28 protein-coding genes and 3 pseudogenes are annotated in these 25,945 nt (G+C 71.8%); 16 read left to right on the top strand and 15 right to left on the bottom strand.

Going from position 1 to position 25,945, the window contains the following annotated elements; genetic code table 11:
• A pseudogene (locus E6R62_RS41090) lies at nucleotides 1-114 on the top strand (hydrophobic protein); the annotation flags it as partial.
• A 242-nt stretch (nucleotides 115-356) separates the two neighbouring features.
• Here the strand turns inward: E6R62_RS41090 and E6R62_RS25145 are convergent.
• Nucleotides 357-1,844, bottom strand: coding sequence for a HAMP domain-containing sensor histidine kinase (locus E6R62_RS25145; RefSeq protein WP_136215793.1), 1,488 nt, complete (start codon nucleotides 1,842-1,844; stop codon nucleotides 357-359).
• Complete coding sequence (locus E6R62_RS25140; protein WP_276615652.1) at nucleotides 1,841-2,575, bottom strand: response regulator transcription factor; 735 nt, start codon at nucleotides 2,573-2,575, stop codon at nucleotides 1,841-1,843. The genes E6R62_RS25145 and E6R62_RS25140 overlap by 4 nt, the downstream gene beginning before the upstream one ends.
• A 188-nt stretch (nucleotides 2,576-2,763) precedes the next feature.
• Between E6R62_RS25140 and E6R62_RS25135 the strand changes: the two genes are divergently transcribed.
• From E6R62_RS25135 to E6R62_RS41815, 7 genes are all read left to right on the top strand, one after another.
• The gene (locus E6R62_RS25135) at nucleotides 2,764-4,134 is read left to right on the top strand and encodes a ferric reductase-like transmembrane domain-containing protein (protein ID WP_136215791.1); all 1,371 of its coding nucleotides are present in this window, start codon (nucleotides 2,764-2,766) and stop codon (nucleotides 4,132-4,134) included.
• Nucleotides 4,135-4,219: 85 nt separating this feature from the next.
• The gene (locus E6R62_RS25130; RefSeq protein WP_240801872.1) at nucleotides 4,220-4,669 is read left to right on the top strand and encodes an FMN-binding protein; all 450 of its coding nucleotides are present in this window, start codon (nucleotides 4,220-4,222) and stop codon (nucleotides 4,667-4,669) included.
• Nucleotides 4,662-5,513 (top strand): FAD:protein FMN transferase, encoded by an 852-nt coding sequence (locus E6R62_RS25125; protein ID WP_306432467.1) that lies wholly within the window; start codon nucleotides 4,662-4,664, stop codon nucleotides 5,511-5,513. Before E6R62_RS25130 ends, E6R62_RS25125 begins: the two co-directional genes overlap by 8 nt.
• 101 nt (nucleotides 5,514-5,614) lie before the next feature.
• A complete protein-coding gene (locus tag E6R62_RS39765) occupies nucleotides 5,615-5,752 on the top strand; it encodes a hypothetical protein (protein WP_168714175.1) in 138 nt (45 codons plus the stop codon).
• Between the two features lie 34 nt (nucleotides 5,753-5,786).
• Complete coding sequence (locus tag E6R62_RS39760; RefSeq protein ID WP_168714174.1) at nucleotides 5,787-6,440, top strand: hypothetical protein; 654 nt, start codon at nucleotides 5,787-5,789, stop codon at nucleotides 6,438-6,440.
• A gap of 84 nt (nucleotides 6,441-6,524) precedes the next feature.
• Complete coding sequence (locus E6R62_RS25115; protein WP_136215788.1) at nucleotides 6,525-7,451, top strand: universal stress protein; 927 nt, start codon at nucleotides 6,525-6,527, stop codon at nucleotides 7,449-7,451.
• A gap of 155 nt (nucleotides 7,452-7,606) precedes the next feature.
• On the top strand, nucleotides 7,607-7,852 hold the full coding sequence (locus E6R62_RS41815) for a hypothetical protein (protein ID WP_168714166.1): 246 nt from the start codon (nucleotides 7,607-7,609) through the stop codon (nucleotides 7,850-7,852).
• A gap of 76 nt (nucleotides 7,853-7,928) precedes the next feature.
• On the opposite strand, the gene E6R62_RS25110 is transcribed toward E6R62_RS41815, so the two are convergent.
• Nucleotides 7,929-8,480 carry a YceI family protein gene (locus tag E6R62_RS25110; protein WP_136215787.1) on the bottom strand — a complete coding sequence of 184 codons (552 nt, stop codon included), beginning with the start codon at nucleotides 8,478-8,480 and terminating at the stop codon, nucleotides 7,929-7,931.
• A gap of 165 nt (nucleotides 8,481-8,645) precedes the next feature.
• Nucleotides 8,646-8,858, bottom strand: a pseudogene (locus E6R62_RS39750) (hypothetical protein); the annotation flags it as partial.
• 21 nt (nucleotides 8,859-8,879) lie between these two features.
• Here E6R62_RS39750 and E6R62_RS41810 point away from each other — a divergent pair.
• A complete protein-coding gene (locus E6R62_RS41810; RefSeq protein WP_276615651.1) occupies nucleotides 8,880-9,011 on the top strand; it encodes a hypothetical protein in 132 nt (43 codons plus the stop codon).
• Between the two features lie 414 nt (nucleotides 9,012-9,425).
• Here the strand turns inward: E6R62_RS41810 and E6R62_RS25100 are convergent, their stop codons facing one another.
• Together E6R62_RS25100 and E6R62_RS25095 are read right to left on the bottom strand one after the other, a co-directional pair.
• The gene (locus E6R62_RS25100; RefSeq protein WP_136215786.1) at nucleotides 9,426-9,647 is read right to left on the bottom strand and encodes a helix-turn-helix transcriptional regulator; all 222 of its coding nucleotides are present in this window, start codon (nucleotides 9,645-9,647) and stop codon (nucleotides 9,426-9,428) included.
• On the bottom strand, nucleotides 9,647-10,132 hold the full coding sequence (locus E6R62_RS25095; protein WP_136215785.1) for a DUF2975 domain-containing protein: 486 nt from the start codon (nucleotides 10,130-10,132) through the stop codon (nucleotides 9,647-9,649). Before E6R62_RS25095 ends, E6R62_RS25100 begins: the two co-directional genes overlap by 1 nt.
• A gap of 297 nt (nucleotides 10,133-10,429) precedes the next feature.
• On the opposite strand from E6R62_RS25095, the gene E6R62_RS25090 reads away from it, so the two are divergent.
• The gene (locus E6R62_RS25090; protein ID WP_136215784.1) at nucleotides 10,430-11,203 is read left to right on the top strand and encodes a DUF4190 domain-containing protein; all 774 of its coding nucleotides are present in this window, start codon (nucleotides 10,430-10,432) and stop codon (nucleotides 11,201-11,203) included.
• Nucleotides 11,204-11,296: 93 nt separating this feature from the next.
• On the opposite strand, the gene E6R62_RS25085 is transcribed toward E6R62_RS25090, so the two are convergent.
• A complete protein-coding gene (locus E6R62_RS25085; RefSeq protein WP_136215783.1) occupies nucleotides 11,297-12,505 on the bottom strand; it encodes a serine hydrolase in 1,209 nt (402 codons plus the stop codon).
• Between the two features lie 630 nt (nucleotides 12,506-13,135).
• Between E6R62_RS25085 and E6R62_RS41080 the strand changes: the two are divergent.
• Nucleotides 13,136-13,389 (top strand): annotated as a pseudogene (locus E6R62_RS41080) (ArsR/SmtB family transcription factor); the annotation flags it as partial.
• 28 nt (nucleotides 13,390-13,417) lie between these two features.
• On the opposite strand, the gene E6R62_RS25075 reads toward E6R62_RS41080, so the two are convergent.
• The 3 genes from E6R62_RS25075 to E6R62_RS25065 all read right to left on the bottom strand — a co-directional run bounded on the left by E6R62_RS25075 (nucleotide 13,418) and on the right by E6R62_RS25065 (nucleotide 17,476).
• On the bottom strand, nucleotides 13,418-14,479 hold the full coding sequence (locus E6R62_RS25075) for a CorA family divalent cation transporter (protein ID WP_168714173.1): 1,062 nt from the start codon (nucleotides 14,477-14,479) through the stop codon (nucleotides 13,418-13,420).
• Nucleotides 14,480-14,774: 295 nt separating this feature from the next.
• Nucleotides 14,775-16,601 carry a CocE/NonD family hydrolase C-terminal non-catalytic domain-containing protein gene (locus tag E6R62_RS25070; protein WP_240801871.1) on the bottom strand — a complete coding sequence of 609 codons (1,827 nt, stop codon included), beginning with the start codon at nucleotides 16,599-16,601 and terminating at the stop codon, nucleotides 14,775-14,777.
• 314 nt (nucleotides 16,602-16,915) lie between these two features.
• Nucleotides 16,916-17,476, bottom strand: coding sequence for a TetR family transcriptional regulator (locus E6R62_RS25065; protein ID WP_206308836.1), 561 nt, complete (start codon nucleotides 17,474-17,476; stop codon nucleotides 16,916-16,918).
• A gap of 106 nt (nucleotides 17,477-17,582) precedes the next feature.
• Here E6R62_RS25065 and E6R62_RS25060 point away from each other — a divergent pair, with 106 nt between their 5' ends.
• Nucleotides 17,583-18,431, top strand: coding sequence for a patatin-like phospholipase family protein (locus E6R62_RS25060; protein WP_136215780.1), 849 nt, complete (start codon nucleotides 17,583-17,585; stop codon nucleotides 18,429-18,431).
• A gap of 82 nt (nucleotides 18,432-18,513) precedes the next feature.
• Here E6R62_RS25060 and E6R62_RS25055 read toward each other — a convergent pair whose 3' ends face one another.
• The 3 genes from E6R62_RS25055 to E6R62_RS25045 form a co-directional block, all read right to left on the bottom strand.
• Nucleotides 18,514-19,173, bottom strand: a complete 660-nt coding sequence (locus E6R62_RS25055) for a rhomboid family intramembrane serine protease (protein ID WP_136215779.1) — start codon at nucleotides 19,171-19,173, stop codon at nucleotides 18,514-18,516.
• 116 nt (nucleotides 19,174-19,289) lie between these two features.
• Complete coding sequence (locus E6R62_RS25050; protein WP_136215778.1) at nucleotides 19,290-20,138, bottom strand: tetratricopeptide repeat protein; 849 nt, start codon at nucleotides 20,136-20,138, stop codon at nucleotides 19,290-19,292.
• Nucleotides 20,139-20,188: 50 nt separating this feature from the next.
• The gene (locus tag E6R62_RS25045) at nucleotides 20,189-20,632 is read right to left on the bottom strand and encodes a hypothetical protein (protein WP_240801870.1); all 444 of its coding nucleotides are present in this window, start codon (nucleotides 20,630-20,632) and stop codon (nucleotides 20,189-20,191) included.
• A 149-nt stretch (nucleotides 20,633-20,781) separates the two neighbouring features.
• Here E6R62_RS25045 and E6R62_RS25040 point away from each other — a divergent pair, with 149 nt between their 5' ends.
• The 4 genes from E6R62_RS25040 to E6R62_RS25025 all read left to right on the top strand — a co-directional run bounded on the left by E6R62_RS25040 (nucleotide 20,782) and on the right by E6R62_RS25025 (nucleotide 23,960).
• On the top strand, nucleotides 20,782-22,035 hold the full coding sequence (locus E6R62_RS25040) for a sensor histidine kinase (protein ID WP_136215777.1): 1,254 nt from the start codon (nucleotides 20,782-20,784) through the stop codon (nucleotides 22,033-22,035).
• On the top strand, nucleotides 22,026-22,673 hold the full coding sequence (locus E6R62_RS25035) for a response regulator transcription factor (RefSeq protein ID WP_136215776.1): 648 nt from the start codon (nucleotides 22,026-22,028) through the stop codon (nucleotides 22,671-22,673). The genes E6R62_RS25040 and E6R62_RS25035 overlap by 10 nt, the downstream gene beginning before the upstream one ends.
• 124 nt (nucleotides 22,674-22,797) lie before the next feature.
• The gene (locus E6R62_RS25030) at nucleotides 22,798-23,583 is read left to right on the top strand and encodes an alpha/beta fold hydrolase (RefSeq protein WP_306432466.1); all 786 of its coding nucleotides are present in this window, start codon (nucleotides 22,798-22,800) and stop codon (nucleotides 23,581-23,583) included.
• A 170-nt stretch (nucleotides 23,584-23,753) separates the two neighbouring features.
• Nucleotides 23,754-23,960, top strand: a complete 207-nt coding sequence (locus E6R62_RS25025; protein WP_136215775.1) for a cold-shock protein — start codon at nucleotides 23,754-23,756, stop codon at nucleotides 23,958-23,960.
• A gap of 147 nt (nucleotides 23,961-24,107) precedes the next feature.
• Here E6R62_RS25025 and E6R62_RS25020 read toward each other — a convergent pair whose 3' ends face one another.
• Nucleotides 24,108-24,923 carry an ABC transporter permease gene (locus tag E6R62_RS25020; RefSeq protein WP_136215774.1) on the bottom strand — a complete coding sequence of 272 codons (816 nt, stop codon included), beginning with the start codon at nucleotides 24,921-24,923 and terminating at the stop codon, nucleotides 24,108-24,110.
• Nucleotides 24,920-25,840 (bottom strand): ABC transporter ATP-binding protein, encoded by a 921-nt coding sequence (locus tag E6R62_RS25015; protein ID WP_136215773.1) that lies wholly within the window; start codon nucleotides 25,838-25,840, stop codon nucleotides 24,920-24,922. Before E6R62_RS25015 ends, E6R62_RS25020 begins: the two co-directional genes overlap by 4 nt.
• Between the last annotated feature and the right edge of the window lie 105 nt (nucleotides 25,841-25,945).

Below are 25,945 nucleotides of genomic sequence, written 5' to 3'. Positions count from 1 at the left end.
GCCGGTTTCGCGGTGAAGATCCTCTGGTGGGTCGCCATCGTCGTTCTGGTGCTGTGGCTGATCGGTTTCGTCGCCCGTCCGAAGGGTGGCAGTGGCCGTTGGTATCGCTGGTAACGGAACGACACCGGCGTAGCCCCGGACTCGCACGGCGGTGGCCCGCACCCTCCCGAAGGGTGCGGGCCACCGCCGTGTCGTCGTATCGGGGACATTGACACGCACGTGTACCGGGTGAAAGCGGACGTCGGGGGTATCCGGGGCAACAGCCGGGGCGGTCGCCGTGACGCAGCAGGGAACCTGCTCACCTCCAACGATCGACGGCCGTTCCGGCCCCCGACCCCAAGGCGACGGCACGGCGGCTACGGGAAGTTCGGCCGAGCCGCCCCGTCGTCGGCCGCCGGGCACGGACCGGTCGGCAGGAGCAGCCGGAATCGGGTGCGCCCGGGGCGGCTTTCGACCGTGACGGTCCCGCCGTGAGCGTGGGTGACGGCGTCGACGATGGCGAGTCCGAGGCCGGTCGATCCGGTGCGGCGGGAGCGCCCGGTGTCGGCCCGGGAGAAGCGGCGGAAGATGTCGGGCAGCAGGTCCCTCGGGATGCCGGGCCCGTCGTCGGTGACGGTGAGTTCGGCTCGCTCCGTGTCGGCGGTCAGCGCCACCACGACGTGGGTGCCGGACGGGGTGTGGAGGCGGGCGTTGGCAAGGAGGTTGGCCACGACCTGGTGCAGCCGGTGCTCGTCGCCCGGGACGGACACGGGATCCTCGGGCAGGTCCAGTTCCCAGCGATGGCCGGGGGACAGGGCGTGGACGTCGTCGACCACGTCGAGGACGACGCGGGTCAGGTCGACCGGCTGCCGGTCCAGTGGGCGGCCGGCGTCGAGACGGGCGAGCAGCAGCAGGTCGTCGACCAGGGCGCTCATCCGGTGTGATTCCGCCGCCACCCTGCCGAGGGCATGGCGTACCTCGTCGGGGACGGGGCCGGGATGGCGCAACGCCAACTCGGTGTGGGCCCGGATCGTGGCCACCGGGGTGCGCAGCTCGTGACTGGCGTCGGCGGCGAAGGCGCGCAACCTCTTCTCGCTGACGTGGCGGCGGGTCAGTGCGTCGCCGACGTGGCCGAGCATGCGGTTGAGGGCGGTGGCGACCCGGCCGACCTCCGTGTCCGGATCCGCGTACGGGACGGGCTCGGGCATCGCGACCTCACCGGTCGCCAGCGGCAGCCGGGTGACCTCCGTCGCTGTCCGGGCCACTTGTTCGAGGGGACGCAGGGAGAACCGGACCCAGAGCGCGGCGGCGCATCCGGCGGTGATCAGGGCCGCGCCGAAGACGACGGCCTCCACCGCTTCCAGGCGGTGGACCGTCTCCTCGACCGGGTGCAGGGGGAGTCCGGTGATCAGGACGTCGCCGTCGTCGCCCGGCGCGGCGACCACCCGGTAGTGGCCGAGGGCGGACAGCTTCACGCTGTGTCCCCGGGCGTCGGGTCGCACCGCGCCCAGCGTGTGGATGTCGCCCGGGCCGAGGGGGACGGACCGCTGACTGGTGTCGTCCACCACGGCGGCCTGGGTCACCCGACCGTCGAGCAGGCGGGCACCGAAGGTTCCGGCCGCCTGGCCCCGGGTGTCGGGGAGGTTGTCGGAGTCGGGCCTGGCCTCGTGTTCCAGGCTGGCCGCGAACCGGCCCCCGCTCGCGGTGAGCTGCTGATCGACCCGGCCGATGAGGAAGCCGTGCAGCGCGAGGACGGTGACCACTCCGACGGCCGCGCACGCCAGGCCCAGGAGCACCAGCAGCCCGGCCGTCAGCCGGGCACGCAGCGAGCGGGGCGGACGGAGCCGGCCCCGGAGCGGGGTCATCGCGGTACCGGCTTGAGTACGTAGCCCAGTCCGCGGACGGTGTGGATGACCGGTGGCCGCCCCGCGTCGATCTTCTTGCGGAGGTAGCTGATGTACAGCTCGACCACGTGCGCGCGGCCGCCGAAGTCGTAGGACCAGACCCGGTCGAGGATCTGCTCCTTGGACAGTACCCGTCGGGGGTTGCGCATCAGGAACCGCAGCAGCTCGAACTCGGTGCGGGACAGCTCCACGACCTCCCCGCCCCGGGTGACCTCCCGTGCCTCCTCGTCCACCACCAGATCGCCCGCCACCAGACGCGGGCTCTGGTCGCCGCGGGCCATCCCGGCGCGCCGCATCAGCCCCCGCAGCCGAGCCAGCACCTCCTCCAGGCTGAACGGCTTCGTGACGTAGTCGTCGCCGCCCGCCGTGATGCCCGCGATGCGGTCCTCCACCGCGTCCCGCGCCGTCAGGAACAGGACGCACACGCCCGGACAGAGCTGCCTCAGCGCGCGCAGCACGGAGAGGCCGTCCAGGTCGGGGAGCATCCAGTCGAGTACGACGAGGTCGGGCTCGAAGCGTGCCGCGTTCGACAGGGCTCCGGCCGCGTCGCCCTCGGTACGGACGTCCCAGCCGTCCGCCCGCAGAGCGGCGCCGAGCACCTCGGTGAGGTCCGGTTCGTCGTCGACGACCAGAACGCGGACCGCGGTGCCGTCGGGTCGAAGCAGGGGGGAAGGGGAGGTGGGAGGGCGCATGGTCCGTCCAGCATCGCCCATGGCGGCGTCCCGCCGAGCCCGTCCGACCTTTGAGTTTCCTCTGAATCGCCTCGGCAGGCGTCCGTTCAAAGGGTTCTCAGAGCAAGTTCCGTCAGGGTGTGGACCAGCCCCGCCGGCCGCCTCGCCCATGATGGCGGCGGGCCGGCCCCCGAGAGACAGGAGACGCCGTGGCCGTACATCCAGCCGTCGACGCGACCCGGACGTCCACGCGCCGGGCCGCCGGGCAACCGCTCGCACCGCGTCTCGTTCCCGTGGCCGTCCACGTGCTCGGCTGGGCAGGCGCGGCCGGGGTGCTGGGCCTGTGGTGGGCCGACACCACATCGGTCGTCGGCCCGGCCGGCTGGCTCACCGACGCGGGCCGCATCACGGGCCTGCTCGCCGGCTACGCCTGCGCCGTCATCGTCGTCCTCATGGCCCGTGTCCCCTGGCTGGACCGCACCGTCGGGACCGACCGGCTCTCACGTTGGCACGCGGCCGGCGGCCGGTACGCGATATCGCTGATCCTCGCCCACACCCTGCTGATCATCTGGGGGTACGCACTCACCGGCCACGCCGGCGTGGTGGACCAGACCGCCACACTGGTCCTGCGCTATCCCGAGATGCTCAAGGCCACAGCGGCCTTCCTGCTGTTCCTCCTCACCGGCGTCGTCTCCGCCCGGGCCGCCCGGCGCCGGCTCTCCTACGAGACGTGGCAGTTCCTCCACCTCGCCACCTACGCGGCGATCTTCCTCGGCTTCGGCCACCAACTCGCGAACGGAGCCGACTTCGTCGGCAACCGCAGCGCTCAGGTCCTGTGGTACGCGATGTATCTGTCGGCCGCCGCCCTCGTGCTCTGGTTCCGTTTCCTCATCCCGACACGGTCGGCCCGCAGACACCGTCTCGCCATCGCGGAGGTACGACCCGAGGGACCTGGCGTCGTCTCGGTGTACCTCACCGGAGAACACCTCGACGAACTGTCCGTCCTGCCCGGACAGTTCTTCCGCTGGCGCTTCCTGGCCCGGGGGATGTGGTGGACGGCGAGCCCGTACTCGCTGTCCGCCCCCGCCGACCCGGACTTCCTGCGGATCACGGTGAAGGCCCTCGGAGGTCACAGTGCCGCCCTGTCACGTCTCACTCCCGGCACCCGGGTGTGGGCCGAGGGCCCGTACGGCGCTCTCGTCGCCCGTAATGCCGGCGCCCACCGCACACTGCTGTTGGCGGGAGGCATAGGCATCACCCCGCTACGCGCCCTGTTCGAGACGCTGTCCGGCGACCTGACCCTCGTCTACTGGGCCCGTACGTCGGCCGACCTGGTCCTGCGCCGGGAATTGGACGCCATCGCCGCCGCGCGTGGGGCCCGCGTGTACTACTCGGTCGACGAACCGGCCGGGCACGCGCTGCCGCTCACCGCCTCCCACCTCACCGCTCTCGTACCGGACCTCGGCCGGCGAGAGGTGTACCTGTGCGGGCCGCCCGGCATGACCCGGGCCGCCGACACGGCGCTGCGCGCGGCCGGTGTCGCACCCCGTCGGATCCACCAGGAGTCCTTCGCCCTGTGACCGCGCTCCGCGCCGCCCGTCCATGCCGCCCGCCCGGCCGCCTTCCCGAGGTCGGCGGTATCCGCCCGTACCCCCAGGAGCCCCCGTGCGCCGTACAGCCCTCACCACCACGGCAACCGTGGCCGGTATCGTCTCGCTGCTCGCGCTCAAACCGCACCACGGCGCCCACCCCGCCGTCACCGCGCGGCAGTCGCCCACAACTGATCCGACGCCCGGCGCGACGCCCGGCGCGACGGACGCACCCGCCGGGGCGGGCCGCTCGGGCACCTTCACCGGAAGCGTGATCGACACGCGCTACGGGCCCGTACAGGTCTCCGTCACGATGAGCGCGGGCAGGATGACGTCCGTCGAGGTACTCCGACTCCCCACGGAGAACCGGCGCGACCGCGAGATCGCCTCCTACGCGGTACCCCGCCTCACCGACGAGGCGATCGGTGCGCAGAGCGCGGAGATAGACGCGGTCTCCGGTGCCACCTACACCAGCGAGGGATACATCCGTTCCCTCCAGAGCGCCCTGGACGAAGCCCGTGCCTGAGCACCGGCCCCACCCGTCGGAGCGCCTGTCCCACACCGAACACGTCATGGGCACGGTCTTCTCCTTCGACCTGCGTCACCGGCCCACACGAGCGACCCGGGACGCGCTGAGGGAGGCGGTCATCTGGCTGCACCACGTCGACCGTGTCTTCTCCACCTACCGCCCCGACAGCGCCATCAGCCGCCTCGCCGACGGATCGATGAACCTCACCGACGCCCCGCGGGAAGTCGAGCACGTCCTGTGGATGTGCGAGCGGGCGCAGAGCGCCACCAGGGGATGCTTCTCCGCACGGGCCGGGAACCGCCTCGACCCGTCGGGGCTCGTCAAAGGCTGGGCAGTCGAACAGGTCTACGCCCTCCTGCGTGCCGCCGGAGCGCCCAACAGCATGGTCAACGGCGGAGGCGACATCCGGCTGGGCGGTGAGCCGGCCCCGGGTCGGCCCTGGCGCATCGGCATCGCCGACCCCTGCCGCCCCGGCGGGCTGCTCACCATGGTGGAAGGAAGCGACCTCGCCGTCGCCACGTCCGGCGGCGCCGAGCGCGGCCCGCACATCCTCGATCCCCACACCGGCCGCCCCGCCCACCGCCTCCTCGCCGCCACGGTCACCGGGCCGGACCTGACCTGGGCGGACAGCTGGGCCACCGCCGCCGTCGTCCTCGGGGGCGACGCGCACGCGTGGATGGCCTCGCAGCCGGGGTACGAACTCCTCACGGTCGACCTCGACGGCCAAGCCCGCCGAAGCGGCGGATTCCCGCTCGCGCCCGCTCCGGGCGACTTCGGCCGGGATACCGGCGGACGCGGGAGTTCTGCGGGGACGACCCCGAGGCGGAACGGGTCGCCGTGAGCCTCCGCACCCTCGGCGACGGCGGGACGAGGACGGACGCGGGCGGTGTCAGCGACGCGGACGGAGCAGACTGAGAGTAGAGCGAGCAACGGAGGGCCGTTGTGAATCACGAGAAGGTGCCCCGCGCCTACGGACGGGAACGCGGCACCACTGTCGGCGAGGGCGGAGACTTCCGCGATCCCCAGCGGATCCGGAGCCTGACGCGTCACCTCAGCGGCGAACTCACCGCCACCAACTGAGCGGATCGGCACGGCCGCAGTGCGGAGGCCCGTCATGTTCCACCGGAGTTCGCCCCGACCGGGGCACAGGCGTTCACAGGGCGCGCCCCACGGGACGGGGCACCGGCACCGGACGGAGACGAACGCGCTGCGGCGACCGGCGGACCGCACGCGCACCCGCTGGCTGCTCGCCTTCGCGCTCTCCTGCCTGCTCGCCGCGGCCGGTGGGATCGTGGCGGGGCTGATCGTGATGGACTCCGGTCTGCGCGCCGCCGCCGAGCAGGCACGGCACCGGCACGGGGTGGTGGCGACCACCGTCGAGGAAGCCTCGCCGCGCACCGCCACCCGAATCAACGGCGCCCCCCTCACGACGGCCCGGGTGCGATGGCAGTACCCGGCCGCCTCCGGTCACACCGCCCGCGTTCCGGTCCCGCCGGGGACACGAGCGGGGCAGCCGGTCACGCTGTTGGTGGACGACAAGGGAGAGAGCACCATGGCCTCCCGCTCCGCGAGCGAGATCGCGGCGGACGCCGTGGCGGCCGGAGCCGCCAACACGGGCCTGATCACCCTCGCGGCCGCCGGCGCGGTATTCCTGCGACTGCGCCGCGTCGAAGCACGAAACCTCGCGCAGTGGGAGCGCGAGTGGGACCGCGTCGAACCGCGCTGGTCGGGCCGGCTGCGCCCGGACCGGGAGCCCGGTGATGACTGAGTTCCCACACGCCCACAAGGCGCCGGGCCGTGGGGGCGTGCCCCTACCGCTCGCCGGGCTCGCCGAGCTCGGGGAGGAGGAACCATGGCAGGGACCATCCGGCGGCGGGACGTCGGCTCGGTGATCGTGGGGGTGGACGGGTCACGGCCCGCGCGGAAGGCGGCCCTGTGGGCCGCCGCGGAGGCCGTACGCCGGGAGCGGCCACTGCACATCCTCTACGCGGGAGACACCGATGCCCGCGCCCTGTTCGTGTCCGGCGACACCATCGAACGCGTACGCCGGGCCGGTCGAGAGGTACTGGAGGAGACGGCCGCGGCGGTCACGGCCGAACATCCCGGCATGAACGTCACCACGGAGTTCGACCGAAGCGATCCGGTGACGAGTCTGCACCGGGCAGCCGGTCTCCACGGCACGATCGTGGTGGGCAACCGCGGCCTCGGCGGATTCGGCGCCCTCATGCTCGGTTCCGTCGGCCTGAAGGCCGCGGCCGGGGCCAAGACCCCGTTGGTCGTCGTCAGGGGCCCCGAGGACCGGGCCGAGGCCGGTGTCGTGGTCGCCGCCGTCCGCGACGAGCGCGACCTCGCGAGCGCGACGTATGCCGCCCGAGAGGCGGAGCTGTGGAAGGCGTCGCTGCGGCTGCTGCACGTGAGGAACATCCTGCACTCTGTCGGCCATGTCGCGACCAGGCCCGACGACATCGGCGGGATCGGCGGCGAGCAGGTCGAGGAGTTGCAGGCGGTAGCGGACCGGATCCGGGACGGGCATCCCGGCCTTACCGTCTACGCGGACGCCAAGAGCGGTGTCTCGGTGCCCGGTGTCCTCGTGGACGCGTCTCACCACGCCGACCTGCTGGTTGTGGGCGGGAGCAGCTCCTTTGGGTACATCGGACCGGCTCTCGGGCGCGTCGCCCACGGCCTCGTGCACCACGCGCACTGCCCGGTGCTTCTCGTTCCGCGCCGAGGCCCGGAGCCCGGAGCGGGTCATGACGGCGAAGAGCGGCGCGGGCCGTGAACTCGTGGTCGGCCCCGACCCGGCCGGGGAGCGGCGCCTTCCCTGGCCTGGCCGGCGGAGGTGGCACACCGTCTCAAGGGTCTCCTCGGAGCCGTCATGTCCGTCGGCCGCGAGCTCGACCTCGCCCCGGTACTGCGCGGCATCGTGGAGACGGCGTGATCCTCGTGGACGCGGAGTACGGAGCCCCCGGGGTCGGGCCCGGATCGGCGCCTGCCGTCGGGCCACGGGTCCTGGGCGAGCTGATCCGCCTCCCCGAGCGACTGCGGCGCCTCGCTGCCGGCTCCGGCCGACGCCATGGGCGCCTTAGGCGCCACCAGGCAGACGCCATCGACCCCGGGACACAGCTCGGCTTCCGACTGGTGGAGTCCCCGCCGGAGCGGTCGGCCGCACGCGGCGCCTGACCGGTCGGTCATACCGACCCCCGGCCGCCGCCCGCCCGGGCCCGAGCCCGTGCGCACGGCGGTCGGTCGGGTGGTGTCACCCCTGCTTGATCGCGGAGATGTCGAATTCCAGGACGATCTTGTCGCCGACCAGCACGCCGCCGCCTTCCAAGGTCGCGTTCCAGGTCACACCGAACTCCTTCCGGGAGATCGCCACCGATCCCTCCAGGCCGACCCGCAGGTTGCCGTAGGGATCGACGGCATTGCCGGTGTACTCGAAGTCGATGGTGACCGGACGGGTGGTGTCCTTGACGGTCAGGTCGCCGGTGACGCGGTATTCGGTGTCGGAGCGCGGCTCGACCGAGGTGCTGCGGAAGGTGATGTCGGGGTAGGTGGGGGCGTCCAGGAAGTCGTTGGTGCGCAGGTGCTGGTCGCGTTGTTCGACGCCGGTGTCGATGCTCTCGACCTTGATCACCACTTGGCCGCTGGAGCGGGACGGATCGTTGCCGTCCAGGTGGGCGGTTCCCTCGAACTCGTGGAACGCGCCGTGGACCTTGGTCACCATGGCATGGCGGGCGACGAAGCCGATGCGGGTGTGGGCCGGGTCGAGGACGTAGTCCCCGGTGAGCTCTGCGATGCTGGCGGTCATGGTTGGGATGCCTCCGAAGGACCGGGATCCCGGGCGGCGGTACGCCCGGATTGTCCCGGACCACGCTAGGGCGCGACCGACCCTCGCCCCGGCCGGACGCACGGGGCGACGGCAGAGTGCACTCTGACCGGTGACCGGTGACCGGTGACCAGCGACTTCGGGCCGTCAGGCCGTCGTTGTCGAGGGAGTCGGTCGGGCGGTCAGCGTCTTGAGCTCCGCGTCGGCGCGCTCGTTCACCAGGGCGACGACGCGGCCGGCGGCGGCCAGGTCCTCGACGGGTATGCCGCCCCGGATGCGGGCGGTGATGGGGGAGGCCTCGGCTCCGAAGGTGGCCGGCAACTCGCGCCCGACGTCGGTGGGCCTCGGGTACGCGCCGTCCGCGACGCGCAACCGATTGGCGTGCGGTTCGTCGCGAGTGGCACGGATGTTTGCCGCGGCGCCGTCGAGGAGGTCTCGGACGCCGAACTGCGCGACCAGTTGGAGACGCCGATCGTGGGCCCGTGGCGGCTCACGCGCCTGGTGCAGGCATGAGCCGGGCCCTGGCCGTCGAGGCCGCACCGCGGCATCCGCGTGACCGTGCCCGAACCGGGCGTGTTCGCCACCCGCCACGGCACCTCCATGGCCGAAGCCGGCCACCGGGTCACCGCCTAGGACGTCACCAACCGCGAGATGCCCGACGGCGCCCGCGGCCTTGGGCAGAACCCCGCAACCGGCTCCCCCGAGGATTTCGCGGCCCAAGTCCTCGACATCGTGGGCGCCGATACCGCCACGCCCCTGCGCATCTCCATCGGCGACGACACCTACGGCTACCTCGGCGAGGCCGAACGGACCTACCTCGCGGAGTTCGCCGCACCCGCACCCGCCCCCCGCGCTGACGCCCCGCCGCACGAGTCCCCGGCACCGTCTGCCACAGGCCGTCACGGAGCGGGTGTCACGCAGCGGGTGTCACGTGCCCGCGGCGTCCTCGGCCTCCCAGCGCAACAGGTCGCCCGGTTGGCACGTGAGCACCTCGCAGAGCGCGGCGAGCGTCGCGAAGCGGACCGCCTTGGCCCGGCCGTTCTTGAGCACCGCCAGGTTGGCGGGCGTGATCCCCACGCGGTCCGCGAGCTCACCCACGGACATCTTCCGCCTGGCCAGCATCACGTCGATGTCGACGACGATCGGCATCAGATCACCTCGTCCAACTCGGCCCGCATCCGGGCCGCTTCGACGTCGCGCGCGACGGCCTGGGTGAGCAGCATCCGCAGTACGAGCACGATGAGCGCGACGCCCAGGATGGCCAGTCCGACCCCGCCCATGATGAGGGTGACCCCCGGGTCCTCCCGCTGCCCCGGCGCGTTCAGGGCCGTGACCGTGAACCACAGGAGGGAGGCCGCCACGATCGAGCCGATCACGCCGTCCACGTAGCGGAAGGCGGCATGGGAGAACACGGTTCCGCGTCGCACCATCGCCACCAGCCGCCATACGCAGACCAGGGCGACCTGGACGGCCACCATGCCCAGGATCGTGACCACGCGCAGCGGGGTCAGTGGGAGCGAACCGTCCTCCGGATCGGTGGCCAACGCCCACACCATCAATGCCTGGACGAACACGGTGCCGGCGAGCACCACCACGAGCACGGCGCGCAGCGCACCCACTGTCAGCTTTCCCATGATCCATCCCTCCATCGACTTGCAATGGAAATCTATCGAGATTCGATAGATCGGGCAAGGGGATGAGACAGCGGACGAGTGGAGGTGACGCCTCGCCGACACGGCCGGGTTTTCCACGCCGCATCCCGGCGTCGCCGCGCCACCGTCGAGCGGGCACGAGGCTCCGCTTGTCACGACGGAGCCCGTTGCGCTCAACCCTGACGAATCGTGCGACGATCAGGCTCCATCCGGCGGTCGCGGTGCTTCCGCCAGGCCGTCGGGCGCATGTCACCCCCCTGAGCAAGGAGTTCCGTTCGCATGTCCATACCCCCGTCGCCACTGTCGTCCAACGGGCCGGGCCCACAGCCGGGACCCTACGGGCAGCCCGGGCCGTACGGTGGTCAGCCGGGTTGGTACGCGCCGCCGCCGACGCAGAAGACCAACGTGCCGGCCATCGTGGCGTTCGTGATGTCGCTCGTCTGCGCGCTGCCGTTGGTCCCGCTGATCCTCGGCATCATCGCCCTTTCGCAGATCCGCACCCGTGGCGAGAAGGGCAAGGGTTTCGCCATCGCCGCGATCGTCATCCACTGTGTGACCCTCGCGATCCTGGCGATCTCCCTGAGCCTCGGACTCTCCGGAGTCCTTGATCGCCACCCCGCTCCGAAGCGCGACACGGGCGGCCAGGTCACCGGTTCGGGCTCAAGCAAGGTGAACGACATCCGCAAGGGGGACTGCTTCAACACGGACGGCGACCTGGCGGCGTACCAGGACGAGGCCGACAGCCAAGCCGCCCCCTCGGTTCGCGTCGTGCCCTGCGGTCAGCCGCACGAGGGTGAGGCCTACGCCGTGTTCGACCTGGCCCAGGGACCGTACCCGGGCAAGGAGAAGGTCGTCGCGATGGCCGAGGAGAAGTGCGGCGGCACGGACCTCGTCGACTACGTCGGCAAGGACGCCAAGGTCTCGGAGAAGCGGGAGGTGTACTACTACTTCCCGCAGCCCGCCACCTGGATCCTCGGCGACCGCAAGGTCACCTGCTTCGTCGGCGACACCACCGGCGCGAGCACCGGCTCGCTCCGCGCCACCGGTTCCTGAGCCGCCGTCCGATCCGGGCCCGGGTTCCTCCGAGGCCTTGAAGAACGTCGTCCGCCCCGGCGGAACCACCGCGGTGGCCGGGACGGTTGACGCTCAGCCCGTGAAGGCGGCGAGGGCCAGGCGCTGGGCTATCGCCGGGGCCCGGTCGGCGGCCGAGGAGGTGCCCGCCGCGTAGACGGCGCGGCGGTTCAGGTCGGGGGTGGCGAAGACGCCCGACTTGTAGCCGATGTCGCTGCCCGTCTTGCCCCACAGGAGGGTGCCGTCGGGGAGCGGGAAGGACATCAGGCCGACGCTGTAGCAGGCGGTTCCCTTGGCCGGGCCCTGGTTGCAGTTGGACGAGTCCGCGTACGGCAGTGGCTTGCCGTCGGTGCCGCGCGGGACGGTGAAGAGTTCGGCCTGTTGGGCCGGGCGCAGGAGGCGGCCGCTGAAGAGGCCGGTGATGAAGCGGTCGAGGTCGGCGGTGGTGGAGGTCATGCTGGAGGGCAGGCCGCCCTGTTCGTTGACGTCGACGAGCAGCCCGGAGCTGCGCGGCAGGTAGCCCGGGAGGTAGGGGCGGGGCACGGGCGCCGCCCGGCCGGGCAACGACGTGGTGGTGTCGCGCATCCCGAGCGGCTTGAGGACGCGCCTGGTCACCTCGTCGTGGAAGGAGTGGCCGGTGAGGGTCTCGATGAGCTTGCCGGCGACGCGGTAGCCGAAGGAGTTGTACTCCTGCCTGGTGCCGGGGCTGAAACGCGGCCCGGGCCCGGGACGCCCCTCGGGGCGCAGAGTCTGCTCGATGATCTGATCGAAGCCCGGGGAGTCGAAGCGGCCGTCGATCTCCTCGTCCTGGGAGGCCGCGGGTGCGCCTTCGAGGTCCTGGGGTAAGCCGCTGGTGTGGTTGAGCAACTGCCGTACGGTGATCGGCTCCTTGAACCTGTCCTCGGGCAGCAGGCCGGGCAGGTAGCGCTGGACGCTCTGGTCCAGGTCGACGCGGCCCTCGGCGGAAAGCTGCAGGAGTATCACGGCTTCCATCGGTTTGCTGATACTGCCGATCCGGAAGTGCGCCCGGGTGCTCAACGGCTTCCCCGTGACGGTGTCGCCGGAGGTGCCCCGCCACGTCTCGCCGTCGCGGTGCACCTCGGCCACGACACCGGCCGCGCCGTCGTCCGGGCGCAGGGCGATCGCCTCGCGCAGCGCGGCGCGGTTCAATCCCGGGGTGGCGCCGCCGGCCGCCTGGGCCGGGACGGCGACGGCGACGGCGCACAGCGCGGCGGCGGTCGTGAGGGCGGCCAGGGAGATGGCCGACGGGTGGCGCAGGGACATACCGACTCCGCTCGGGGAAGGTTGGGCAACTGGTGCTTCTCGCGCCTTCGAGTCTTCCCGCCCCGATGCCCCCGCTCGATTCGGGATCACCCTGAGCTGCCCCTGAGTGTCCCCTGACGATCACCCTGACCAGCCGATCGGCCGGTCCGGCTCCACCGGCCACAGTTACGGACGGATCCCCGCCTCAGGTTTCCCGATGCCGGCCCGCGGATGCCCGTTCGTCATCCGCCCTGCCCATGGGGGAAGGCTCCTCGGTACTCGCGCCGTGTACGGGCCGCGGCACCTGCGGGCGCCCTATCTGCGTCCATTCGGCAAACCACCAGGCGCCGGTGATCACGGCTCCCCACACCAGCCCGCCGAGTAGGGCGACCCGCCAGGATGTGTGCTCACCCCAACGTTCCACGCCTGTCAACGCCACCCAACTGACCCCGAGTACAACTGCCGTACGAACACGTCGATGCCTGAACATGCGCCCCGACTACCCCAAATCCGTGCGCTCAACGGAGGCCGCACTCGGTTGTTCGCAAACCGCCCCCGCGAGCGGGACAGTGGTGGTGCCACGCGACGATGGCGGCGTGACCGGCACTGCCCTTTCACTCCAGCCGCGGTGAGTCCCCTTGCGGACGAGCGGCGGTCCACGCGCCCGGCCGGCAGCCGGTGGTGCGGTACCCCGTGGCCGAGCAGGGCCCGTCGGAGCCGGTGTCGCTGGAAACGGTCACCCTGCGGCTGGAGGCACTCGCACATCCGGTGAGGATGCGGCCGCTCCGCACCCTGGCCCGCGGCCCCCACCGACCGGTGAGCCGGCCCATACCTGGGAGCTGTCACCCCCGGAGGTCACCCGCCACCTCGCCGTCCTGCGCCGCGCCGGTCTGCTCACAGGACGAATGGGGCCGTCGGCGGTCGGGGACGGGTTCATCGCCCGGTCGATCGTCCGGACCTCTTCCGCGTCCGGCGTCGTCGGGAACGGTCCGGCAGCTCGTCGTCCTCGTCCCCGCGGGTACCGCCGTTGCCTAGCTGGCGCCAGTGCGTGCGATACAGCACGGCGTAGATCGCCACGGCCAGGGCGCACACCTGCATCCCGAGGCCCAGCGCCAAGAAGGACCGCTCGCTCGACATGGCGTTCGTCAGGTAGGTGAAGTTCATGCCGAAGAAGCCGGTCAGGAACGACAACGGCAGGAAGATCACCGAGGCGATGGCGAGCTTGTTGATGACGAGGTTCTGCTGGTCGGCGACGAGGGAGGCGTACGTATCGGCGGCGCGCCGGGTCTCGTCCCGCAGGGACTCGATCTCGACCATCGTGAACCGCACGGTGCGCTCGTGCGCACGGTTGAGCGCCGCCCGCTCCTCCGGGAGCTCGGGGTGCGCCATCCTGCGGTGCGTCAGGAACTCCTGGGCGACGGCGGCATAGGGCAGGAAGGCCCGGTGCAGCTGGGCCGCGCGCCGGCGCAGCTCGGCCAAGCGATGTACGTGCTGCGGCCGCCGTTGCTCGAACATCTCCTCCTCGAGCTCCTCCACCTCCAGCAGCGTTCGTGAGGCGGTCCGGCGAAAGCCCTCCAGCACACCGTGCAGGAGGAGGAACACCGTCGTCGTCCCGTCCGACGGCCTGTCCTGCGGCAACTGCTCGAAGAACGCCTCGATCAGGGCCACTGGACCGTGATGGGCCAGGACGAGGTGCTGCTCGTCGGCGAGGACGTGCATGTGGGTGATGTCCGCGCCGTCGGTCACCGGCACGACGCAGCCGACGGTGCCCTCGTGGTACTCGGCCCGTACGGGTTCGTCCCGCCCGCCGAACCACTCCCACCGCTTGTGGGGCAGTCCCAACAGGCGGGGCAGCGGCTGCTCGTCGGATGGGGGCTCTTCGCCTTGGTCGATGTCCACGATCAGGAGATCGGGGCCTGCGAGCCGTTCCCGGGCCTCGGACAACGTGGTGCGAGTGACCACGCCCTCCGGCACCGACACCACCGATACGATCATCGCGCCTCACCCAGGATGACAGTGTGCTGCCGGGGAGCGGGACAACCCGACTCCCTGCTTGCTCCTCCCGGCCGCGCTCCGCAAGCAAGGCATACACCTCGGCGCCCGAGGCGCAACGTCCGGCACGCTACCATCCGGGACCGGGCGGGCCGTGGTGGCGACGCGACCACCGGGTCGTCGGCCGAGGGGCGACATCACCCGGTTCCGCTGTCCACCACCACCCCTGCCCGACTCACCGGCCCCCCCCCGTGCCCGCAGCCCGCCGCCGCGAGGCCGGCCGGCTGTCGCGGCTGGGTCAGCCCAGGGGTAGGTGCAGGTAGGACTCGTCCCCGGGCGGGGAGCCGATGGTGGTGGTGCTGCCCTCGACGCTCGCGTGGGAGTAGAGCTGGTCCCTGCTGTTGACCACCAACGCCAGGCGGTGGCCCGCGGGCACGTCGTAGGCGGCGGCCTGGAGGTCCCAGGTGATGGTGACGTCCTGGTCGGAGACGAGGTCGGACAGCGTGTACGGCTCGTGCGTGATGATCCGCGCCGTGGAGTCGGCGGCCACGTCGAACAGGTAGGCCACCAGGGTCGTGGACGCGGCTGAGCTGCGCACGGTCAGCCGGACGTGGGGGAGGCCCCGGATACGGCGGGCCGCCTTCGGGTCGGCGTCGGCGTCGGCGCTCAGCGGCCCGGTGGCCCAGACCGCCAGTTGCTTGCGGTCGAACGCTCGCGTCGCGTAGGACTTCGGATTGCCGTTCCACTCGGCCTTGCCGGTCTGCACGATCCCGTCCATCGCCGTGGCGTCGGTCAGGCCGCCGGCGGCGAACTCCCGAGACCAGCCCGAGGCGGGGCGGGAGCCCAGCAGCCCGTCCTGGTCGCCGCCGGTCGCGGTGTCGGCCAGGTACCACCGCTCGGTGGAGGTGGTGACCTCTTCCCAGGTCCGCCGCGGCTCACGCACCGCCGGCGTGACGACGCTGTCGTTCCCGCTGCCCGGGTCCGGCTGGGTCTTGTAGGTGAACATGACCTGGCTGCTGACCTCGGGCCATGTCGGCACGTCGTTAGCCGCGCCCAGCAGGTGGTGGTCGAGCCAGGCGTACGCCTCGGCCATCGCGAGGTTGGGGCCGGCCGGCCCGTCCAGCGGCCCGGTCAGGCCGGGCCCCTCCGGCACGGCGTGGTCACCGATCCACAGGTTCAGCCGCTTGGGGACGGTGAGCTGGTTGAACGTGGTCAGGACCTGGTTGACCGGGAACAGGCCCTCGTGCCAGGTGTTGGAGAAGAACGTCGGCACACCCCGGTGATTGGTCGCCTCCACGTAGGCCTCCGGTGCGCGCTCGGTGCCCCACGCGACGACCTGCTCGATGTTCCGGTTCGCCGCGAAGTCCGCCAGCTTCCGCTGCGTCTCCTCGTCGAACTTGCGCTCCACGGGCCCGCCGGTCAGGCTCAGCAGGACCTCGACGGCCTTCATGTGGCGGGTGTCGTTGTGGTAGAGGCTGGTGGCCAGGTTGCCCCAGGTGCTGAGGGCGACGACGGCGTCCACCCGGTCGTCGTGCGCCGCGACGAGCTGGGCGATCCCGGATCCGTACGACTCGCCCAGGAATCCGATCCTGCTCGGCGCGAAGTGCCGCACCGCGTAGTCGATGACCGAGGTCCCATCGGCCCAGTCCTTGGGGCCGCCGACGTCGATGGTGCCGCCGGAGGTGAACGGGCCGTCCACGAAGCCCCCGCCGGCGACGGGCAGGGTCAGGCCGATCCCGCGCGGGGTGTAGGCGAGGACGTGGTAGCCGCGCAGCGCCAGGCACAGGTACGCGTACTCGAACAACGGCCAGCCGACCGGCGTCCACCCGGCCGGGACGATGACCAGCGGGCGAGGCTCAGTCGTCTTGAGCTTGATGGTGTGCGCCGCGAGCCGCACCTTGTCAGCTGCCTCGATCCAGGGGAACCCGACCGTGGCCGAACGCAGCACCCTGTCGGTGAGCTCCTGCAACTCCGGAGTGAGCAGGCTCCGCGTGGCGGTCCCCTGCAACGTGGCGACCAGCGCCTCGCCCAGGTCGGCCGCCTCCCTGTTGACGCCGGCCCCGACCCCCCAGATGCCGTTGTCGGCGACCTGCTTCAGCTGCGCCCTGGTGACCGCGCCGGGCAAAGCTCCTGTAGGCCTGTTTTCTTGCGTACCGCTCACGTCGGTGTTCCCGCTCTCTCGTCTCGAAGCGTGGTGGCAAAGACCTTTCGCATATGCCACGCGACGATCATGGGGCTTGAAGATCATTCGCAGGAGAGCGTGAAAGAGGGCGCGCGAAGCGTTCGCACGGGCCTGGCGTACGCCCCGCGGCGGGAGGGCGATCACGGTGTGGGGCGGGGGCTGACGAGCGTGCCCCGAGACGGAGCTCGAAGCCCCGCTGGGTGAGATCGGCACGCGTACCGCCCGGTGCGACCGTCGGCCCGGATGCTTCCGTGCGTTCACCGCTCCAGGAGTTCGGCGAAGCGCTCCAGTGCGCGATCAGTACGGTGGCGGTCGCCGGTGGCGGTGAGGTCGAACAGCAGACCCCGGACAACGGCCATGAGCAACGTGGGCGTCACGGTGTCGTCCGGGCCGGTGCAGACGTCGCGGAAGCCGGCACCGAGCGTCGCGAACCAGTCGGTGATCGCCTCACCCTGATCCGGGTAGGCATCGGGGTGGACCAGGCCCTCGGCGTGCACCTCGAAGAACAGCCGGACGTACGGCGCACGTTCGTCCGCGCTGATCCACTCCCAGATGCCACGCAGTCGCTCGTGCACCGGACCCGTCTGCGGCGGGAGGTGCTCGGCCAGGCGTACCGCACCGCGGCGGCGGGCCTCCGCGAGGACCGCCGCGATCAACTCCTGTTTGCTGCCGAAGTCGTAGAGCAGCATGCGGGGGCTGGTGTCGAGAGCGGCGGCCAGCGGTCGCAGGCTCAGCCCGGCCAGGCCATGCGCCAGCACGTAGTCCGTCGCCCGGGCCAGTGTGCGCCCGCGACGCACGGGGTCGGAAGGACGCCCCACGAAACATCTCCCTCCGCAACGCGGCCACTTGGCCACTCTGAACTCGGTACCGAGCCGATATCGCCGTGTATATGGTACGACTGTTTCAATAACTGAGGGGGACCGCATGCACACCTTCGACCGAGCACTCGTCCTGGGCCCCGGGGGTCACGTCGGCACGGCCTGGATGGCGGGCCTGGCCCATGGGTTGCGCCGCCACGGCACGGATCTGGGCGAGGCCGACCTGATCGTCGGCACGTCGGCCGGTGCGATCGTCGGCGCGCTGCTCGCCACCGGCCAGGACCCTGGTCGGCTCGTGACCTCGGCACGCCCGGCCGCCCACCGGCTCACCCCGGACCCTGAACGGATGGGCCGGGTGCTCGCCGTACTCGGTGACCGAGGCCTGGAACCGGGCGAGGCCAGGCGCCGCGTCGGCCGACTCGCGCTCGACAGCGTCGACCCCGAGGCCGAGGCGGCGCTGATCGCGGGGCGCGCCGGCCTGATCGGTGCGGATACGTGGCCCGAGAGGCGACTGCTGATCACCGCCGTGGACGCGACCACCGGCGAGCCGGTGGTGTGGGACCGCGACAGCGGCGTGCCGTTGGTGCCCGCGGTGGCGGCGAGCAGTGCCTTCCCCGGAGCCGCGCCGCCCGTCGCCATCGACGGTCGGCGGTACATGGACGGTGCGCTGCGCGCAGGCCCCAACGCCGATCTCGCTGCCGGAGCCCGGACGCTCATCGTGGTCGACCCGTCGGCCCACCTGTTTCCCCGCGAGCCACTCGACCGACAGTCGGTGGGCGTGGTGGCCGACACCGTGATGACCATCGGCCCCGATGCCGCCTCGGTGTGCGCCTTCGGCTCGGACATGGGCGACCTGGCAGCCTGGGAGCCGGCCTACCAGGCAGGTCTTCGCCAGGCCGGCGACATCGACACGCGACTCCGCTCCGCGTGGAGGGCGACAGTCGACACGGACTGACCGCCGATCAGGCCGGAAACCCGTGGGCGGTGTGGGCGGCCGGTTCCCCGGGAGTCGTGCGGCCGCCGTCCGTCGCCACCGGTCAGGCCGGCAGGGGCGGGCGGGCCGGAGTCGCCATTGCGGCTCCCAGCACGCAGCCCACAAGGAGGCCCACGCCGTGGTTGTTGGTGAGGAGGCAGAGGACAAGACCCGCGGCCGGGACGAGGAGAGCCGCCCAGCGCAGGGTGACGACGCTGCCGCGCGCCGCGTACCAGGTGGCCAGTGCGCCCACGAGGCCGCAGATGGCCACCGAGTCGCCGCCACCTCGGGGGCTCCAGCCGGCCATGCTCACCGCCTGCGCCGCCACACCGCTGGTCGCGAAGACCAGCGCCATGCGCCAGGGGCCGAACTGCCGCTCGGCGATCGGAGCGACGACGGCCAGCGAGGTCAGGTTGATCACGAGCTGGAACCATCCCGACGACTGCACCATCAAGGCCGTCACGGCTCGCCACCACGCACCATGAGGGTGTCGCTCCAGCGCGTCGATCACGGCGGGCACGACCGCCTGAACCACCCCGAGCGCCACCATGGTGGCCACCAACCCCGCGGCGGCCTTCGGGACCGGCCGTCGCCACGCCCGCAGCAAGGCCAGCGGAGGAGGCATCTCCTCGCAGCGCTCCGTCGCGAGCGCCGCCAGGAGTCGGATGCCCGACACGATGACTACCACCGCGCACCCATAGAGCAACACACTGTGCATGTTCATGACCGAAGCCTGCCAGACGGGGCCACCGGCCCGGCAGTTACCGCGAGTGGAGCGGCGACGGAGCGGCCCCTGCCGGTGCGGCTGCCGACGCAGCGGTCGCACGATGTGGCGCGTCGTCAGGGCGGTGTGATTCGGGACAGCAGTGCGCGGATCGCCACGGCGCGGGGGTGTGCCGGGTGCAGGTACCGCTCGCAGGAGGCCAGTGCCCGTTCGGCCTCCGCCCGAGCCTCGTCACCGCGGTCGAGGGAGTGCAGGGCGGTGGCCCGGTGGAGTTCCAAGTGCCCGGCGGCGTGGGGCGGCGGCTCGGGTACGGCCTTCAACGACTGCGCCAGAGCCTCCTCGTGGCGCCCCAGGCCGGACAGGCTGCGGACCAACAAAGTCCGCAGGGGACGCACGCCGTCCTCGGCGGCCCGCGGCAGGTGTGCGCGGGCGATCGACTCCGGCTCCTCGTGGCGACCCTGCGCGCACAGGGCGTGCCCGAGGCAGACCAGCGCGGACAGTTCGGTCTGCCGGTCATCGGCGCGGTGCGCCCGCCGCGCCAGCGCGCGCAGGACGTCCCGGGCTTCCGCCTCCGCTTCGCCGGGTCGTTCCTCGTCGATCAGCACCTGCGCGCGGTTCAAGCGGGCGAGCGGCAGTAGGCCGTGATGGAGGTCGTACGTCCGCTCGGCCTCTGCGATCAGTGCTTCGAACTCGACCAGCAGTGCGGGGAGTTGCCGTCCATAGGCGCGTGCCGCGAGGGCGGCGACGTAGGCGGCGTACCAGACGGTGCCCGGCCGGCGGTCCCGTCCCGTGCGGCTCCGCCGGGCCGAGACGAGGGCTCGTGCCCGTGCCTCGGCGTCCTCGAACCGGCCCTCGTCCATCAGGGCGTACGCCTCGTGGAGAGCGGCGAGGTGCCAGGGGGCGGGGGCGCCGCCCGCCCATGCCATCCAGGAGGTCGCCATCCCTATTCGTCCGGGGTACGTCATAGCGGGTGAGCGTACGTGCCCGCCGGGGAGCCGTCAGCGGCGGCTCGGCGTCAGCGCGTCTTCGCAAACGCCGCTCGCAGGGGCGCGCGGCGCGTCGTGAGGGCGATGCGGACGACCGGGAGCACGCAGAGGGTCTGCATCGCCGCGTACCACCACGGGCAGACCCCCGGGATCAGGTCGACGCCGACGATCGCGAACGGGAAGACGACCGAGATGCCGCGCAGGCGCTCGAAGGCACGTCGCGAGCCCTGGGAGGCGGAAACGGTCAGGCGGTGGAGCAGCACCGCGATGAGGGGGAGCAGGATCGCTCGGACCCACATGAACGGGTTCACCATGTGGCCCGTGCTCGCGACCGCGATGACCGCCAGGAGTGCGGCGACGGTGAGCGTGCCGTAGATCTTGACGCTGACCCGATTGGTGCCGAAGGCGGCTTGCACCTGCGGGGTGTTGAGGAGTACCGGGTCGGTGGTCGTGGTGTTCGCGTTGGTTTCCATGGCTGCGACGCTACGGAGCAGCCGTACGACGCGATATCGGCCTGGACCCACAGGGGGGTGGGTCCAGCCCCACTCCCCGGCCGGGCCGGGACGTCGCGGGCCGCGGGCGGTGCACAGTGGGGGCATCGAACGAGGAGCGAGGGGGAGTCATGGGACGGGTGGGATCCTGGGTGGTGCGGGCCGGGGTGGGGTTCGGGCGGGCGTGTGTCGGCGCCGCCGTGTGCCTGCTGGTGCCGGTGCTGTGGGCCGCCGCGGTGGGATTGGGGGTGTGGTGCGGGGCGGAACACCCGTGGTCGTGGATCGGGCCCGCCGTGATCGTGTGCGCGGGCACGCTCGCCCTGGCGCACACCGTCTGCCGGGCGGTCCGGTTCCTCGTCGGGCGGTGGACCGGAACCGTCATCCCCACCGGCTACCGGGAGGCCGGGCCGGTGATGCAACTGTCCACCGGCTACTGGTGGAACGGCTTCAGCTACGAGCGCAGCCGGCGGGACGCCGTCATGGACCAGCGGATGCGGTTGTGGTGGAGCGACCCCGCCACCTGGCGTGACCTGAGGTTCGCCGTCATCGCCCCGCTCACCGCGGGGGTGGCCGTCGCCCTCCCGCCGGCCGCGTTGGTCGTCGCGGTCCTCGGGTTCGCCCGCCCCGAAACCGCCGCGCGTCTCGTCGGGGCGTGTGCCCTGGTCCTGGCCGTCGGCTGCGCCCCGTACGCCTGGCGGTCCCTCCACCGGGTGGCCGTCCGTTTCCTGGGGCCCTCGCCCGCGATGGCGCTGGCGGACCGGGTGGACCAGCTGACCTCCCAACGTGCCGACGCCACCGTCGCGCAGGCCGCCGAGATCCGCCGCATCGAGCGTGACCTCCACGACGGGGCTCAGGCCCGCCTCGTCGCACTCGGGCTCTGCCTGGCCACCGCCGAGCGGCTCATGGACCGCGACCCCGAGCAGGCCAAGGCGTTGATGCGGGAGGCGCGGGCCGGCGCCGCCGCCTCGTTGACCGAACTCCGCGAACTGATACGGGGCATCAGCCCTCCCGTCCTCACCGAGCGCGGACTCGTCGACGCCGTCCGCGCGCTCGCGCTGGACGTCCCCCTCGGAGTGGCCGTCAGCGCCGACGGCCCGCTGCGCCTGGACCCGCCGATCGAGTCCGCCGTCTACTTCGGCGTCGCCGAGCTCCTCACCAACGCGGTCAAGCACGCCGGGGCGGCCAGGGCGCACGTCTGTCTCGTCCGGGACGACACGGGCATCGTCGTGGAGGTCGAGGACGACGGCCGGGGCGGCGCCGACATCCGACCCGGCGGCGGGCTCGCCGGCCTCCGCCGCCGCCTGGCCGTCTTCGACGGCACGCTCGCGATCACCAGTCCCCAGGGCGGCCCGACCCGTGTCAGGATGGCCGTGCCATGCGAATAGCCGTAGCCGAAGACCTGTACCTCCTGCGCGACGGGATGGTCCGCTTGATCGAGGCGTTCGGGCACGAGGTGGTGGCCACGGCCGCCACCGGGCCCGAGACGCTCGAAGCACTGCGGACGCACCGCCCGGACGTGTCCGTCATAGACGTCCGCATGCCCCCGACCCAGTCGGACGAGGGCCTGCGCGCGGCCCTCACCGCGCGGGCCGAGATCCCCGGTCTGCCGGTCCTGATCCTCTCCCAGCACGTCGAGCAGCTGTACGCCCGCGAGTTGCTGGCCGACGGCTCCGGCGGCGTCGGCTACCTCCTCAAAGAGAGCGTGTTCGACGCCGACCAGTTCATCGGCTCCCTGGAGCGCGTCGCAGCGGGCGGCACCGCCATGGACCCCGCCGTGATCGCGAAGCTGCTGTCCGGCAGCGCCCCCGACAGGGGGCTGGGGCGGCTCACCGAACGCGAGTACTCCGTGCTCGGCCTGATGGCCGAGGGCCTGTCCAACCACGCCATCGCGCGCCGCCTCTTCCTCAGCGAGGGCGCCATCAGCAAGTACACGACCTCCCTGTTCGGCAAACTCGGCGTCACGGACGACGACGACACCAACCGCCGTGTCCGCGCGGTCCTCACCTACCTGAACAAGCCCTGACCCGGGGCGCGTCTTCGACCACGGCGCCGGCGCCGCGGTCCGCGACGGCCCGGCGTTCGCCCGCGTCGGCGCGGCGGCCCCGACAGGCTGCGATGTAGAACCGTCGGGATGGCAAGCTCACTTCGTGATCTCGATACCCCATTCCGAGCCGGCACGCGCAGCCATGACCGTGGACGGCCGCTCCCTTTCCTACCTCGACTTCGGCGGTCCGGGGCGGCCCCTGCTCGCCTTGCACGGCCATTTCAACGAGGGGCGCACCTTCACCAAGCTGGCACAGGCCTTGGCTCCCGACTGGCGAGTCGTGGCGCCGGACCAGCGCGGGCACGGCTTCTCCGATCGGGCAGCGGACTTCTCCCGCGACGGTTACGTGAACGACGCCGCCGCGCTCATCGCCCACCTCGGCCTGACTCAGGTGGTGGTGCTCGGCCATTCCCTCGGCGGGGTCAACGCCTACCAGCTCGCCGCCCGCTACCCACGCCTGGTCAGCGCGCTGATCGTCGAGGACATCGGCGCCGAGATCGACGACGACCTGTCCTTCTGTCTGACGTGGCCGCACCGGGTCCCCACCCGGACGGCCTTGGTCGAGCGACTCGGCCCTTCGGTGCGTTACCTGACCGACGCCATCCGCGAATTCCCCGACGGGTGGGGCCTTGCGTTCCGCCCGCAGGACATGGTCACCTCCGTCGGCCGGGTCAACGGCAACCACTGGGAGGACTGGCTCTCCAGTGACTGCCCCGCCCTGCTGATCCACGGGACCCGAAGCGACACGCTGACCGCGCGACACGCCGAGGCCATGGCGGCACACCGCCCCAACACCCGGCTGGCCGAACTCGCCACCGGGCACACGGTTCACGAAACCGATCCGTCGGGATTCGCGAGAACGGTGCGGGCCTTCCTCGACTCGCTGTGAAGGGAATCCGGCCGAATCGGTCGGATGAGGGACTCGGATGAGGGGCGAGCGGCGGGGGCGGCGGATGGTGGGTTAGGGGTGGGGCTCATGGGGGTATGGAGGGAACGGGCTTCCACCCGGGGGCCGGGGCGATCCTCGGATCGTCGTATGGGCTGTACAAGGGAATGATCATGGCGCGTGGCACGGTGAAGTGGTTCAACTCCGAAAAGGGCTTCGGGTTCATCGCCCAGGACGGAGGCGGCCCGGACGTCTTCGCCCACTACTCCAACATCGCCGGGAACGGTTACCGGGAGCTGCAGGAGGGCGAGACCGTGACCTTCGACGTCACCCAGGGTCAGAAGGGCCCGCAGGCGGAGAACATCACCCGCGCCGCCTGACCCCTCGGGACGGAAGTCCCTGTGCGGGGCGCCCGCCCTCCCAGGCGGGCGCCCCCCGCGTTGTCTGCCCGGCGTCACGCTCCACCGGAGCGGCCCCTCGACCTCTGCCCGCCATGCCGCACGCCACCGGTCGTACCCGGCCGCCCCTTACACGTCGCGGCGCCTCACGACGAGGACGGCCAAGGCGAGGGTGACCAGCGGCCAGAGCGCGTACACGCCCCAGGAGCCGGGGACCGTGGCGGAGTAGCCCAGGGAGTCGGGATCGGGCTCCCACGTCTGGACCAGGCGGTTCCATGCGGCGGACACCAGCATGTGTTTGATGTCCGCCGACCAGCGGTTGCCGTCCGAGAACATGGTGGGCAGCATCAACAGGACGAATACGCCGGCGATCATGGTCCCGGCGGTATGCCGGAGCAGCACGCCGAGGCTCAGGCCGACCAGCGCGCAGACCGGAGCCAGCAACGCGGAGGCCACCAGCGCCCGGAACACCCCGGGGTGACTGATCCCGACGCCGCCGCGGTCCGACACGGCTTGGGAGACCAGGAAGGAGCACGTGGCGGTGGCGGTACCGACCGTGCTCCACAGCGCGCCGGTGACGGCGGCCTTGGCCAGCACGATCGAGCCGCGCGCGGGGACGGCCAAGCTGGTGGTCCGGATCAGCCCGCTGCTGTACTCGCTCACGACGGTGAGGGCGCCCATGCTTCCGGAGACGAGTATCAGCGTCCAGTAGCCGGCCGCCGGGTAGGCGTCGAAGGGCCGGAATTCGACGGGGCCGACGCGCGAGGGCTTGTCCGCGAGCGTGGCCACGGCGGCGGACCCGACGACGAACAGCACGGTGAGTCCGATCGTCCAGGCGGTGGACCGCAGGGACCGCATCTTGATCCACTCGGCGGCGACCACATCGCGAAAGCGGGTGGACGACGCGCTGAAGGAGGTCCGCGCGGTGGCGGCGAGCGTGTTCATGAGGTCTGTCCTGCCTGGTATTCGGTGCTGTCGGTGGTGAGTTCCATGAAGGCCGTCTCCAGTGACGCGGAACGGGTGGTCAACTCGTCGAGCCGGACGCCGTTGGTGAAGGCCAGCGCTCCGATCCGGTCCGCGGGGAGCCCGGTCACGGTGAGCCTGCCGGCGCCTGCCGGGTTCTTCGGCTCGACCGAGGCGCCCGCCGCGGTCAGTACAGCGGCCAGTTCGGCGGCCTGCGGTGTGCCCACCACGACCTCGCGACGGGCGCCGCGGGCAGCGAAGTCCTGTAGCGGCTCGGCGGCGATGAGGCGGCCCCGGCCGATGACGACCAGTTGGTCGGCGGTGTTCTCCATCTCCGACATCAGGTGACTGGAGAGGAAGACGGTGCGCCCCTCGGCGGCCAGGCGTCGGAACAGCCGGCGTACCCAGAGCACGCCCTCCGGGTCCATGCCGTTGATCGGCTCGTCGAACACGAGGACGGGCGGGTCGCCGAGCAGGGCGGTGGCGATGCCCAGTCGCTGTTTCATGCCGAGGGAGAACCCACCGATGCGGCGGTTCGCCACCTCGGCCAGTCCCACTTCCCGAAGCACCTCGTCGACCCGGCGCCGTGGCAGATCGTTGCTCCGGGCCAGGGCCCACAAGTGGGCGGCGGCGCTGCGACCGCCGTGGACGTCACCGGCGTCCAGGAGTGCGCCGACGTGGCGCAATCCGCGCGGGTGGAGCCGGAAGGGGACACCGTCGACGGTGGCGGCGCCGCCGGTGGGCGCGTCCAGGCCGAGGATCATTCGCAGTGTGGTGGATTTGCCCGCCCCGTTGGGGCCGAGGAATCCGGTGACCTGACCCGGGCGCACGGTGAAGGACAGGTGGTCGACGGCCTTCTTGCGGCCGTACTGCTTGGTGAGTTCGCTGACTTCGATCACGGCATCAACACTGCCGAGCCGATCCGCGTCCGGGCATGGGGCCGGGGGCGGCAATCGTGCGGCCGGGTTGTCCCGTGGGTGTACGTCCGCGGGCCGATGCCCGTC

Origin of the sequence: Streptomyces sp. A1136 (genome assembly GCF_004795055.1) — a bacterium.
Lineage (GTDB): Bacteria > Actinomycetota > Actinomycetes > Streptomycetales > Streptomycetaceae > Streptomyces.
The sequence above is the reverse complement of the archived record's forward strand: the minus strand, read 5'-3'. Positions and strand labels throughout refer to the sequence as shown.